The sequence below is a fragment of the Stenotrophomonas sp. 24(2023) genome (assembly GCF_030913365.1).
GTDB lineage: Bacteria > Pseudomonadota > Gammaproteobacteria > Xanthomonadales > Xanthomonadaceae > Stenotrophomonas.
In genome coordinates this window covers 3404818-3417087 of the sequence record NZ_CP133160.1, presented here as the reverse complement: position 1 = coordinate 3417087, position 12270 = coordinate 3404818, and the positions used below count along the sequence as shown (strand labels likewise).

Genomic DNA, 12270 nt, shown 5'->3' with positions numbered 1-12270 from the left:
ATGCCGGTTGTCCACAGCTTCGCCGCACCGGCATCCACACCGCGTGTGGAAAAGCCCGGCGCCGCTGGCACAATTTTCACCACGGCATCATGACCCTTGTGGCACAAGCGCTGCGAGGACCTATCCACAACTTCATGCAAGGCCCATCCACACCGGATGTGGAAAACACCGTGCGCTGGTGGCGCCCCACCGCGCGCGCTACCCTTGTTGTTCCCACACTCTATTCCTGGCGGTGGCGGCCGACGGCCCCACCAGAGCAATGAAAAGCATCGAGTACCGAGATTTCACCCTGTCGCCGGAAGACAACGCGCGGCTGGCCAACCTGTCCGGCCCGTTCGACGGGCACCTGCGCCAGATCGAGCTCAAGCTCGGCGTGGAGATCGCCAACCGCGGCTTCGTGTTCCGGCTCAGCGGCCCGGCCGAGGCCATCACCGAGGCGCAGAAGCTGATCGAAGCGCTGTATGCCGAGGCCGGCGAAACCACCTTCGACAACCACGCCATCCACCTGCGCCTGAACCAGGCCAACGTGGAACAGATCGCCGAGCGCTCCTACGACGCCCAGGACGTGGCGATCAAGGTCAAGCGCGGCACCGTGCGCGGCCGCGGTGCCAACCAGGCACGCTACCTGCACCAGATCGCCACCCATGACATCAACTTCGGCATCGGCCCGGCCGGTACCGGCAAGACCTTCCTGGCCGTGGCCAGCGCCGTGGAAGCACTGAACGAGTCACGCGTGCAGCGGCTGATCCTGGTGCGCCCGGCGGTGGAAGCCGGCGAGAAGCTGGGCTTTTTGCCCGGCGACCTGAGCCAGAAGGTCGACCCCTACCTGCGCCCGCTGTACGACGCCCTGTACGAAATGCTGGGCGTGGAAAAAGTGATCAAGCTGCTGGAGAAGAACGTCATCGAGATCGCCCCGCTGGCCTACATGCGCGGGCGCACGCTCAACGATGCGTTCGTCATCCTGGACGAAGCACAGAACACCACCGTCGAGCAGATGAAGATGTTCCTGACCCGCCTGGGTTTCGGCTCCACCGCGGTGGTCACCGGCGACCTCACCCAGACCGACCTGCCCAAGCACCTCAAGTCGGGGCTGCGCGATGCGATCGACGTGCTGCGCGAGGTGGACGGGGTGAGCTTCACCTTCTTCGAATCGCGCGATGTGGTGCGCCACCCGCTGGTGGCCCGCATCGTCAGCGCCTATGACCGCCGCGACCTGCAGCAGGTCCAACCCGGAGCCAACCCATGACCCGTGGTCCCGTGCGACTGGATGTCGCTGTCAGCTATGCCCTGCCCCGTGCCGGCCTGCCCTCGGCGGTGAGCTTCCGCAAATGGGTGGCAGCGGCACTGAAGGGCCGCATCCGCGAAGCCGACCTGGCCATCCGCCTGGTCGATGCCAAGGAAGGGCAGTCGTTGAACCGCCACTACCGCGGCAAGGATTACGCAACCAACGTGCTGAGCTTCCCGGCCGAGGTGCCCGAAGGCCTGCCCAAGGGCGTCAAGTTCCCGCTGCTGGGCGATCTCATCATCTGCGCGCCGGTGGTGGCCCGCGAGGCGGACGAGCAGGCCAAGGCACTCAATGCCCACTACGCGCACCTGACCGTGCACGGCGTGCTGCACCTGCTGGGCTGGGACCACGAGGACGACAAGGAAGCCGAAGCCATGGAACAGCTCGAGCGCGAGATCCTGGCCGAACTGGGCATCGCCGACCCCTACGCTGGCGAACGCTGAGGCGCCCGGCTGCGCCGGGCATGGCCCGGCGCTACCCTCTCCGTACGGGGCATGCCGCCCCTTCCATGGGAACCCACCTGTGCTGCTGCGCCCTGCCCTGCCCCTGCTGGTGCTTGCCACCGCCCTTCCTGCCACTGCGCCGGCCGCGCCGCTGGACCTGCCAGCGCTGATCGAATGCCGCCAGGGCGTGGCCGACTATGCCCAGCTGGACCCGCTGCTGGCCGACCCGCTCAAGGCCGTGGCGCAGGGGCTGCAGCCGCTCCCGCAGACCAATGCCTTCATGCGCGAGTACCGCACCGCGCAGCCGATCACCGTGTTCGGCCAGCGCACCGACCACATCGCCGTGGCCGGCGCCAGCCTGATGGCCGTGCTCGACCAGGCCGACCCGCACCCGCTGGCCACCACCCTCAAGCTGGAAACCGGCTACGACCAGGGGGGCAAGTTCATGGCCGGGCGCGAACTGGTCAGCCGTGATGTCACCGACCCGAAGACCGGCGAGGCACAGGTCGAGTCGGTCATCCTCAGCGTGTCCACCGTCACCTCGCACCCGGGCAAGACACTGGCCGGCTGCACCTACAGCCTGGACCTGCCCCCGGATGAACCGGCGCCGGCAGCGCCCGCACCGGCCGCCACGCCCGGTCACTGACACGCCCTGCCATCCTGCTAGACTTGGGCCATCGCCCGGTCCGCCGGGTGCCCCATGTCCTGAGATGTCCGAAGACGACAGTAGTAGCTCCTCCCTGGAGCCCAGTGAAAAGAAGCGCGGCTGGCTGGAACGGCTGACCGCGGCCTTCTCCGGCGAACCCCATACCCGCGATGAGCTGGTGGCCGTCCTGCATACCGCGCAGGAAGAAGGGCTGATCGCCGCCGATACCCTGAAGATGATGGAAGGCGCCATTGCGGTGGCCGAGCTGACCGTGGGCGACGTGATGATCTCCCGTTCGCAGATGGTCTCGCTGCCCGTGGAAGCGCCCTTCCTGGACCTGATGAAGCAGGTGGTCGAATCCGGCCATTCGCGCTTCCCGGTCCACGGTGACAACAAGGATGACGTGCTCGGCATCCTGCTGGCCAAGGACCTGCTGCGCGGCGTGGTCGCCGACAACGGCCCGGCCAACGTGCGCGAACTGCTGCGCCCGGCGGTGCTGATCCCCGAGGCGAAGAAGCTCAACGTGCTGTTGAAGGAATTCCGCCTGTCGCGCAACCACATGGCCATCGTGGTGGACGAGTACGGCGGTGTCGCCGGCCTGGTCACCATCGAGGACGTGCTGGAACAGATCGTCGGCGAGATCGACGACGAGCACGACGAAGCCGAAGACCCGTCCGCGCAGATCGCCATCCAGGCCGATGGCCGCTACGTGGTCGATGCGCTGACCGCCATCGGTGATTTCAACGAACGCTTCGGCGCCAGCTTCTCCGACGAGGATTACGACACCATCGGTGGCCTGGTCACCGAGGCGGTCGGGCACCTGCCGGAAGTGGGCGATGAGCTGGCGCTGGACCGCTTCATGTTCCGCGTGGCGCGCGCCGATGCCCGCCGCGTGCAGGCCTTCCACGTGACCGTGCTGCCGCCGGACGAGCAGGCCGACGCTTGAAGCGCCCCGGCCTGATCCTGACGTTGTGGCTGGCCCTGTGCGTGCTGGCCACGTTCCTGCCGCAGGCCGCTCTGGCGCAGGCCGCGCCCGTGCAGGCGGTCCCGGCGGCCGACGCCACCGATGCGCCGCCGCGCATCGGCGTGGTCACCATGCAGCCGGGCACGGTGTTCTTCGAACGCTTCGGCCACGATGCGCTGGTGGTGCTGGACCCGCGCAGCGGCCAGGCCATCTCCTACAACTTCGGTTACTTCGACCCCAGCGAACAGGACTTCATCGGCCGCTTCGTGCGCGGCGAGATGATGTACTACCTGGTGGCGTTGCCGCTGCAGCAGGACCTGTCCTACTACGACGAGACCGGCCGTGGTGCCAGCGTGCAATGGCTGGACCTGCGCCCGGAGCAGGCGCGCGAACTGGCCGCCGACCTGGCCGAACGGGCCAGGCCCGAGAACGCGCGCTACCACTACGATTACTACACCGCCAACTGCGCCACGATGGTGCGCGACACGCTGGACAAGGCGCTCGGTGGCAGCCTGCATGCGCAGCTGTCCGGCCGCTCGCGCGGCAACACCTACCGCAGTGAATCGGTACGGCTGGCCTCGCCGGCCCCATGGATGTGGCTGGGCTTCGACCTGGGCCTGGGCCCGTTCGCCGACCAGCCGCTGTCGCGCTGGCAGGAAGCCTTCGTGCCGATGCGCCTGGCCGATGCGCTGCGCCAGGTGAACAACAGCGATGGCCGGCCGCTGGTGCAGTCCGAGCAGGAACTGCTGCCGCACCGCATCGCCCCGGAACCGAAGGACAGCGCGCGCCGCTGGTGGCCGTGGCTGCTGGTCGGCCTGGCCGCGGCCGCCGGCGTGCTGGCCCTGCGCCGCCGCCCGCGCCTGCTGGCCGGCCTAGCCCTGCCGCTGTGGCTGCTGTGCACGGTTGCCGGTGGCCTGCTGGTGTTCCTGTGGGGCTTCAGTGCCCACCAGGCCGCCTGGGCCAACCGCAACCTGCTGCTGCTTTCGCCGCTGTGCGTGCTGCTGCTGCCCGGCGTAGTCACCCTGTTGCGCCGGCGCCTGCCGGGCCGCCTGTTCAGGACCGTGCTGTGGCTGGTGGCCGCGCAGGCGCTGGCCGGGCTGGTACTGCACTGGCTGAGCCTGCAGCCGCAGGTCAACGTGCAGTGGATCGTGCTGCTGCTGCCGATCCATGCCGCCCTGGCCTGGGTGCTCGGCCGGGGCCCTCACCCGGCCGATACGGGCCGCTGACGCACGATGTCCGGCATGTCCCAGCCTGCACCCGATCCGGCGGCCAACCCGGCCTGTGTCATCAACTGCGTCCACTACGATGACGATGGCAAGCGCCACGACATCAACCTGGACGACATCAGCGAGGTCATCGCCAGCAACAACGGCTTTGTCTGGGTCGGCCTGTACGACCCCAACGATGCCGTGCTGCTGAAGCTGCAGGAAGAATTCGGCCTGCATGATCTGGCCATCGACGATGCACGCAACGCGCACCAGCGGCCGAAGGTGGAAACCTACGGCAATTCGCTGTTCGTGGTGGTCACCACCGCGCAGATGGTCGACGAGCGCATCAAGTACGGTGAAACCCACGCCTTCCTGGGCCCGCGCTTCCTGGTGACGGTGCGCCACGGCGCCTCGCTGTCCTACGCGCCGGTGCGCAGCCGGGTGGAGCGCGAACCGCAGCTGCTGAAGATGGGGCCCTCGTACTGCCTGTATGCGGTCACCGATTTCGTGGTCGACAACTACCTGCCGATCATCAACCGCTTCCGCGACACGCTCGACTCGCTGGAAAAGGACATCTTCGCCGACGACTACAAGCGCTCCACGGTGGTGCGCCTGTACGAGCTCAAGCGCGAACTGAACAAGATGCGGATGGCGGTGGCACCGCTGCAGGATGTGCTGGCCCAGCTGCGCCGCTACCAGGGCGACCTGGTGCCGGACGAAGTGAAGCTGTACGTGCGCGATGTGCATGACCATGCCGTGCGCATCAGCGATGTCATCGATACCCTGCGCGAGATGCTCGGTACTGCCTTGAGCGTGAACCTGTCGCTGGTCACCCTAGCGCAGGGCGAGACCGTCAAGCGCCTCGGTGCCTGGGCGGCGCTGCTGGCCGCGCCGACGCTCATCACCAGCTGGTACGGCATGAACTTCGCGCACATGCCGGAACTGAGCGAACCGTGGTCCTACCCGCTGATGATCATCGGCGTGGGCGGTGTGTGCGTGGGCCTGTACCGGTTGTTCAAGCGTTCGGGCTGGCTGTAGCGCCAGGCCGCGCCTGGCGGACGGTTTGCCGATGCCAGGCATGGCCTGGCACTACCCGAGGCATGTGGATCCTGATGCCAGGCATGGCCTGGCACTACCGGTTGAGTGCCGCCGCCCTGTAGTGCCAGGCCATGCCTGGCATTGCCGGTTGCGTGCGGGACCTGGCCTCAGGCCACGAAAACGGTCTTGATGTTCATGAACTCATGGATGCCGTGGTCGGCCAGTTCGCGGCCGAAGCCGGACTGCTTGCTGCCGCCGAACGGCAACCGCGCATCGCTCTTGACGATGGCGTTGACGAAAGCCGCGCCGCATTCCAGCTGCTGGGCGAAGGCTTCGCCACGCACGGGATCGGCCGTCCACACGCTGCCGCCCAGCCCGAAACGGGTGTCGTTGGCCACGTGCAGCGCTTCGGCTTCGTCCTTGACCCGGATCACCGCCGCCACCGGCCCGAACAGTTCTTCGTCATAGGCCGGCATGCCCGGCCCGACGTTGTCGAGCACGGTCGCCGGGTACCCGGCGTGGGTGCCGGCGATGGGTTCGCCGCCCAGCAGCACGCGCGCGCCCTTGGCCACGCTGGCCTGCACCTGCTTGTGCAGTTCATCGCGCAGGTCGGCGCGGGCCATCGGTGCCAGGGTGGTGCCTTCGGCCTCGGGGTCGCCATAACGGCGTTCGGCACTGGCCTGCACGAAGCGCTCGGTGAACGCATCGGCCAGCGCCTCCACCACGATGAAGCGCTTGGCCGCGATGCAGGTCTGCCCGCTGTTGTCGAAGCGTGACTTCACCGCGGCAGCCACGGTCTTGTCCAGGTCGGCATCGTCCAGCACCACGAAGGCGTCACTGCCGCCCAGCTCCATCACCGATTTCTTCAACTGGCTGCCGGCGTTGGCCGCGATCGAGCGCCCTGCCCGCTCGCTGCCGGTCAGGGTCACGGCCTTGATGCGCCGGTCACGCAGCACGTCGGCGGCCTGGTCATTGTCGATGTGCAGCACGTCGAAGACCCCGGCCGGCAGGCCGGCGGCGCGCACCACGTCCAGGATGAGGTCGGCACACTGCGGCACATTGCTGGCGTGCTTGAGCAGGGCCACGTTGCCGGCCATGAACGCCGGCGCGAGGAAACGGAACACCTGCCAGATCGGGAAATTCCACGGCATCACCGCGAACACGCAGCCGATCGGCTCGTAGCGCACGTAGCTGCGCTGGGCGTGGGTGTCGATCAGCTGCGGCTTGAGGTAGTCGGCGGCATGGTCGGCATAGAACTCGCAGGCCGCGGCGCACTTGTCGATCTCGGCCAGCGCTTCGCCCTTGAGCTTGCCCATCTCCTGGGTCATCGCCCGCTGCAGCTCGGCGCTGCGCTCACGCAGCTGCGCCGCGATCAGCCGCAGGATCGCGCCGCGCTCCTGCAGCGAACGCGCGGCCCAGCCGGGGAACGCATCGGCGGCGGCCTGCAGCCGCTGCTCGATGGCCGCGGCATCCATCAGTTCGTGGCGGTAGGTCACCTGGCCGGTGGCCGGGTTGATGATCTCGACGGTCATGCGGGCATCTCCTTCACACAGGCCGTCATTGTGCGCCGATGCCCGTGAGCCGTGCGTTGCCGGATCAGTCCACACTATCGACATGGCCGCGACACACCGTCGCGGCCATGCAGGCCCGGCGGCCTCAGCCGTTGTCCTGGCGGGCCAGCTGCAGGTCGCGCTGGCGACGCTTTTCCGCGCGCGCGGTCAGGTACCAGCCCACCACCGCCGCCACCGACACGGCCATCACCATCAGCGTGGCCAGTGCGTTGATCTTCGGGCTGATGCCCATGCGTACCGAGGCGAACACCTTCATCGGCAACGTGGTGGCGCTGGGGCCGGCAACGAAGCTGGCGATGACCACGTCATCCAGCGACAGGGTGAACGCCAGCAGCCAGCCGGCCACCAGCGCCGGCGCGATGATCGGCAGGGTGATCTTCAGGAACACCGTCAGCCGGCTCGCGCCCAGGTCCATCGCCGCCTCTTCCAGCGAGACATCCAGTTCCTGCAGGCGCGAGGACACCACCACCGTCACGAAGGACAGGGTGAAGGTGACGTGGGCGATCCAGATGGTGGCCACGCCACGCGCCGGGAACCCGGGAATACCGCCCATCGCCACCAGCAGCGTCATCAGCGAGAAGCCCAGGATCACTTCGGGCATCACCAGCGGTGCGGTGATCAATGCGCCGAACAGGGTCTTGCCGCGGAAATGGCGGAAGCGGGTCATCACCATGGCCGCCAGCGTGCCGATGACCGTGGAGGCGCACGCGGTCCAGAACGCCACGCGCAGGCTGACCCACAGCGCATCCATCAGCGCGCGGTCGTTGATCAGCTCGCCATACCAGCGGGTGGAGAACCCGGCCCACACCGTGGCCAGCCGCGAGCTGTTGAACGAGAACAGCATCAGCAGCAGGATCGGCAGGTACAGGAAGGCGAAGCCCAGGGCCAACGTGCCCCAGCCCAGCCAGCGGTAGCCACGCATCGTGCTCATGCCTGCTTCCCTTCCAGCACGCGCTGCTGGGACCGGTTGAACAGCAGGATGGGCGCCAGCAGCAGGAGCAGCATCACCACCGCCACTGCCGACGCCACCGGCCAGTTGCGGTTGTTGAAGAACTCGCCCCACAGCACGCGGCCGATCATCAGCGTGTCCGGCCCGCCGAGCATTTCCGGGATCACGAATTCACCCACGGCCGGGATCAGCACCAGCATGCAGCCGGCGATGATGCCTGCGCGCGACAGCGGCAGGGTGATGCGCAGGAACGCCTGCCACGGCCGTGCGCCCAGGTCGTAGGCCGCTTCCAGCAGGCGGTGGTCATGCTTGACCAGGTTGGCGTACAGCGGCAGCACCATGAACGGCAGATAGCAGTAGACGATGCCGATGTAGGCAGCGGTGGGGGTGTACAGCAGCTGCAGCGGCTCGCTGATCAGCCCGCTCTTGAGCAGCAGCTGGTTGAGCAGGCCGTTGCGGTCGAGGATGCCGATCCAGGCATACACGCGGATCAGGAACGAGGTCCACGACGGCAGCACCACCAGCATCATCGCCACGTTGCGTGCGGACGGTGACATGCGCGCGATGGCATAGGCCATCGGGTAGCCGATCAGCAGGGTGAACGCGGTGGAGATGACCGCGATCTTGAACGAGCTCAGGTAGGCCACCAGGTACTGCGAATCGCGTACCAGCTGCAGGTAGTTTTCCAGGTTGAGCTTGAGCGAGAACGCGCCGTCGATGTACTGCAGCAGCCAGGTGTACGGCGGCGAGCCGACCTGGGTGTGCGCGAAGGAGATCATCAGGATGATCGCGAACGGCACCGCGAAGAACAGCATCAGCCACAGGTACGGCACGCCGATGACGGTGCCGCGCAGGCCCGGAACCCAGCGCTTGAGGCCGGCCATGCTCATGAGGTCAGCACCACGCCATCGTTGTCGCGCCAGTGCACCCACACGCTGTCGCCCCAGGTCAGGCCATCGCTGGCCCAGCGCTGGGAATTGGCGAAGTTGGCCAGCACCTTGGCGCCACTGGGCAGGCGCACGTGGTAGACCGAGTGGCTGCCGAAATAGGCGATCTCCTCGATCACCCCGTGGGCCTTGTTGGTGTGCCCTTCCGGCTCGTCCTTGCCGATCATCACCTTTTCCGGGCGCAGCGCGAACGCCACCGGCTGGCCTTCGTAGCCGGTGATGCCGTGGGCGATGTAGATCGGTGCCGGGAACAGCGGCGAGCGCACGGTCACGTACTCGGGCAGGTCCTCGTCGATCACGCCGTCGAACAGGTTCACCGAGCCGATGAACTCGGCCACGAAGCGGTTGGCCGGCTGTTCGTAGACTTCATCGGGCTTGCCGACCTGCTGGATCCAGCCGGCGTCCATCACCGCGATGCGGGTGGCCATGGTCATCGCCTCCTCCTGGTCGTGGGTGACCATCACGCAGGTCACGCCGGAGGTTTCGATGATGTTGACCAGCTCCAGCTGCATCTGCGAGCGCAGCTTCTTGTCCAGCGCGCCCATCGGCTCGTCCAGCAGCAGCAGCTTGGGGCCCTTGGCCAGCGAGCGGGCCAGCGCCACGCGCTGCTGCTGGCCGCCGGAGAGCTGGTGTGGCTTGCGCTTGCCCAGGTGGCCCATCTGCACCAGTTCCAGCATCTCGCCGACGCGGCGGGTGATGGCATCACGGGCCAGGCCGTCCTGCTTCAGGCCGAAGGCGATGTTCTGCTCCACGGTCATGTGCGGGAACAGCGCGTAGGACTGGAACATCATGTTCACCGGCCGCTGGTAGGGCGGCAGGGCGTCCAGGCGCTGGCCATCGAGGGTGATGGTGCCCTTGGTGGGAGTCTCGAAGCCGCCCAGGCAGCGCAGCAGGGTCGATTTGCCACTGCCGGAACCGCCCAGCAGGGCGAAGATCTCGCCTTTGCGGACATCCAGCTGGACATCGTCGACGGCGACGAAGCCATCGAATTCCTTGCGCAGGTCACGAATGGACAGGTAGCCGGGCGCGCCGGTCGCGGTAACGACGGCGGCTTCCGGCTGGGCTTCTACGGGCATGCGGGGGGCTCCGGGAGCAGGCGGTGGGCAGCGGGCGCCATTCTACCGGCCGGGGGCGGATGGGGATATGACGGGGGTTGGCGGGCGGGGCCGGGGGCCTCTCAGGCCAGGTGTGGCTGCGCACGCAGGTGGTCGACCAGCAGGTCGATGAAGCTGCGCACCTTGCTGGAGCCGTAGCGGGTTTCACGGTGCACTACATGGATCGGCCAGGGCGCCTGTTCGAAGTCGGGCAGCAGCACTTCCAGGCGTCCGGCAGCCAGGTCGTCAGCGATCTGGTAGTAGGGCTGGCGCGCGATGCCCAGCCCGGCACATGCGGCAGCCACGGCACCGTCGTTGCTGCTGACCGTCAGCCGCGGACGGATGCGCTGGACGATGGGCGCCACGGTATCGCCGAAGCGCCATTCCAGGCGTGGCAGGATGTTGTCGCGGGCGATCACGGTGTGGTCCTGCAGATCACGCGGATGCTGCGGGCGCCCCACCCTGTCCAGGTAGTCCGGCGAAGCGCACAGCATGCGCCGCACCTGGCCGACGCGCAGCGCCTTCAGCCCCGAATCGGGTAGATGTCCGATGCGCACTGCCACATCCATGCCCTCCTCGACCAGGTTCACCACGCGATCAAGGAAACTGGCCGACACGTCCACCTCCGGGTAAGCCTGCAGGTAGCGCACCACGCAGGGCATCACGAAGTAGCGGCCGAACAGCACCGGTGCGGTAACCGACAGCTCCCCGCGCGGGGTGGCATTGATGCCGGCGGCGGCCGCGTTGGCTTCGCGCAGGCTGGCCAGAATGTTGCGGCTGTCCACCAGGTAGCGGCTGCCGGCCTCGGTAAGGCGCACGCTGCGGGTGGTGCGCATGAGCAGTTTCACCCCCAGTTGGTGTTCCAGGGCCGCAATGGCCCGTGTCACCGCAGCCGGCGACAGGTCGAGCCAGCGCGACGCGGCAGCGAAGTTCTCACGTTCGCCCACCGCGACAAACACATTCATGAGGTGGATCTGGTCCATGCTGCCCCCGGGGTCGCCCGGACGGAATTATTCCACGCAACACCATCATTCCGCACGCATCCTCCAGATAATTTCGCCAGAAGAAATAGTGTCTTGCGCACTCCCCGCTGCCCGGCGCTGCGACCGCTCACTACTGTGTGCCCCTCTTCCCCCCTGGAGCACCCTGATGAACCGTCTTGCCGCCGCCTCTCTCGCCCTGGGCCTGGGCCTGCCCGCCCTCGCTGCCGCAGCACCCGTCACCTACCGAAGCATCACCGTCGATGGGGTGCAGATCGCCTATCGCGAGGCGGGCGATGCCAGCAAGCCAACGCTGCTGCTGCTGCATGGCGTGCCCAGTTCCTCGCGCATGTACGACGCCCTGATGCGGCGGCTGGGCAGCCGCTACCACCTGGTGGCACCGGACTACCCCGGCTTCGGCAACAGCGAGGCCCCGGACCCGTCGCGCTATGCCTACACCTTCGATCACCTGGCACTGACCATGCAGCAGTTCACCGATGCCCTCGGTCTGCACCACTACACGCTTTTCATGCAGGACTTCGGTGCCCCGGTCGGCATGCGCCTGGCCATCGCACGCCCGCAGGCGGTGCAGGCCCTCGTGTTCCAGAACGGCAACGTGTATGAGGAGGGCCTGGGAGTGATGTGGGAGAAGCGCCGCCCGTTCTGGGCCAACCGCGCCGCCCATGAGCAGGAGATCATCACCGCCCACCAGTCGGTGGCGGTGACGCGCGCACGTCACGTCGGCACCGACCCGGACGTGGAGGCCTACGATCCGGACCTGTGGATGGATGAGCATGCCTACCTGAACCGCCCCGGCCAGGCCCGCATCCAGGCCGATCTGCTGTTCGACTACCAGCACAACCTGGCTGCCTACCCGCGCTGGCAGGCCTGGCTGCGGCAGAAGCAATTGCCGACGCTGGTGCTGTGGGGCCGCTATGACCCCTCGTTCCTGGTGCCTGGAGCCGAAGCCTTCCGCCGCGACAATGGCAAGGCCGACGTGCACATCCTGGACGGCGGCCACTTCGTGATGGACACGAAGCTGGACGACGTGGTGGCCCTGACCGACACGTTCATGCAGTCAATGGCCAGCGCGCGCTGAGGCCATGAAAAAAGGGCGCCGGTTCTGCACCGGCGCCCTTGCATGC

Annotated in this window: 12 protein-coding genes; 7 read left to right on the top strand and 5 right to left on the bottom strand. The window is 67.4% G+C overall.

Features of this window, described 5'->3' with window-relative positions:
- Positions 1–259: 259 nt before the first annotated feature.
- The 6 genes from Q9R17_RS15465 to Q9R17_RS15440 all read left to right on the top strand — a co-directional run bounded on the left by Q9R17_RS15465 (position 260) and on the right by Q9R17_RS15440 (position 5584).
- Positions 260–1246: a PhoH family protein gene (locus tag Q9R17_RS15465; RefSeq protein ID WP_308155481.1), complete on the top strand. Its 987-nt coding sequence runs from the start codon at positions 260–262 to the stop codon at positions 1244–1246.
- The gene (ybeY, locus tag Q9R17_RS15460; RefSeq protein ID WP_308155480.1) at positions 1243–1728 is read left to right on the top strand and encodes an rRNA maturation RNase YbeY; all 486 of its coding nucleotides are present in this window, start codon (positions 1243–1245) and stop codon (positions 1726–1728) included. Before Q9R17_RS15465 ends, ybeY begins: the two co-directional genes overlap by 4 nt.
- A gap of 82 nt (positions 1729–1810) precedes the next feature.
- On the top strand, positions 1811–2374 hold the full coding sequence (locus tag Q9R17_RS15455; RefSeq protein ID WP_308158359.1) for a hypothetical protein: 564 nt from the start codon (positions 1811–1813) through the stop codon (positions 2372–2374).
- A gap of 64 nt (positions 2375–2438) precedes the next feature.
- A complete protein-coding gene (locus tag Q9R17_RS15450) occupies positions 2439–3320 on the top strand; it encodes a transporter associated domain-containing protein (protein WP_308155479.1) in 882 nt (293 codons plus the stop codon).
- Positions 3317–4564 carry a DUF4105 domain-containing protein gene (locus tag Q9R17_RS15445; RefSeq protein ID WP_308155478.1) on the top strand — a complete coding sequence of 416 codons (1248 nt, stop codon included), beginning with the start codon at positions 3317–3319 and terminating at the stop codon, positions 4562–4564. The genes Q9R17_RS15450 and Q9R17_RS15445 overlap by 4 nt, the downstream gene beginning before the upstream one ends.
- Before the next feature lie 6 nt (positions 4565–4570).
- Complete coding sequence (locus Q9R17_RS15440) at positions 4571–5584, top strand: magnesium and cobalt transport protein CorA (protein ID WP_308155477.1); 1014 nt, start codon at positions 4571–4573, stop codon at positions 5582–5584.
- Positions 5585–5751: 167 nt separating this feature from the next.
- On the opposite strand, the gene Q9R17_RS15435 is transcribed toward Q9R17_RS15440, so the two are convergent.
- The 5 genes from Q9R17_RS15435 to Q9R17_RS15415 form a co-directional block, all read right to left on the bottom strand.
- Entirely contained in the window at positions 5752–7116 is a 1365-nt protein-coding gene (locus Q9R17_RS15435) for an NAD-dependent succinate-semialdehyde dehydrogenase (protein ID WP_308155476.1), read from the bottom strand.
- Positions 7117–7240: 124 nt separating this feature from the next.
- The gene (locus Q9R17_RS15430; protein ID WP_308155475.1) at positions 7241–8086 is read right to left on the bottom strand and encodes an ABC transporter permease subunit; all 846 of its coding nucleotides are present in this window, start codon (positions 8084–8086) and stop codon (positions 7241–7243) included.
- Positions 8083–8994 (bottom strand): ABC transporter permease subunit, encoded by a 912-nt coding sequence (locus Q9R17_RS15425; protein WP_308155474.1) that lies wholly within the window; start codon positions 8992–8994, stop codon positions 8083–8085. Before Q9R17_RS15425 ends, Q9R17_RS15430 begins: the two co-directional genes overlap by 4 nt.
- Positions 8991–10127, bottom strand: a complete 1137-nt coding sequence (gene potA, locus Q9R17_RS15420) for a polyamine ABC transporter ATP-binding protein (protein ID WP_308155473.1) — start codon at positions 10125–10127, stop codon at positions 8991–8993. Before potA ends, Q9R17_RS15425 begins: the two co-directional genes overlap by 4 nt.
- Before the next feature lie 101 nt (positions 10128–10228).
- On the bottom strand, positions 10229–11110 hold the full coding sequence (locus tag Q9R17_RS15415; protein ID WP_308155472.1) for a LysR family transcriptional regulator: 882 nt from the start codon (positions 11108–11110) through the stop codon (positions 10229–10231).
- Positions 11111–11294: 184 nt separating this feature from the next.
- Between Q9R17_RS15415 and Q9R17_RS15410 the strand changes: the two genes are divergently transcribed.
- Positions 11295–12224, top strand: a complete 930-nt coding sequence (locus tag Q9R17_RS15410; protein ID WP_308155471.1) for an alpha/beta hydrolase — start codon at positions 11295–11297, stop codon at positions 12222–12224.
- Positions 12225–12270: the final 46 nt, after the last annotated feature.

What these genes read in the sequence shown, in the direction of transcription:
- Q9R17_RS15465 (WP_308155481.1), top strand. Translation starts at nt 260, where the DNA reads ATGAAAAGCATCGAGTACCGAGATTTCACCCTGTCGCCGGAAGACAAC.
- ybeY (WP_308155480.1), top strand. Translation starts at nt 1,243, where the DNA reads ATGACCCGTGGTCCCGTGCGACTGGATGTCGCTGTCAGCTATGCCCTG.
- Q9R17_RS15450 (WP_308155479.1), top strand. Translation starts at nt 2,439, where the DNA reads ATGTCCGAAGACGACAGTAGTAGCTCCTCCCTGGAGCCCAGTGAAAAG.
- Q9R17_RS15440 (WP_308155477.1), top strand. Translation starts at nt 4,571, where the DNA reads ATGTCCGGCATGTCCCAGCCTGCACCCGATCCGGCGGCCAACCCGGCC.
- Q9R17_RS15435 (WP_308155476.1), bottom strand. Translation starts at nt 7,116, where the DNA reads ATGACCGTCGAGATCATCAACCCGGCCACCGGCCAGGTGACCTACCGC.
- Q9R17_RS15430 (WP_308155475.1), bottom strand. Translation starts at nt 8,086, where the DNA reads ATGAGCACGATGCGTGGCTACCGCTGGCTGGGCTGGGGCACGTTGGCC.
- Q9R17_RS15425 (WP_308155474.1), bottom strand. Translation starts at nt 8,994, where the DNA reads ATGAGCATGGCCGGCCTCAAGCGCTGGGTTCCGGGCCTGCGCGGCACC.
- potA (WP_308155473.1), bottom strand. Translation starts at nt 10,127, where the DNA reads ATGCCCGTAGAAGCCCAGCCGGAAGCCGCCGTCGTTACCGCGACCGGC.
- Q9R17_RS15415 (WP_308155472.1), bottom strand. Translation starts at nt 11,110, where the DNA reads ATGAATGTGTTTGTCGCGGTGGGCGAACGTGAGAACTTCGCTGCCGCG.
- Q9R17_RS15410 (WP_308155471.1), top strand. Translation starts at nt 11,295, where the DNA reads ATGAACCGTCTTGCCGCCGCCTCTCTCGCCCTGGGCCTGGGCCTGCCC.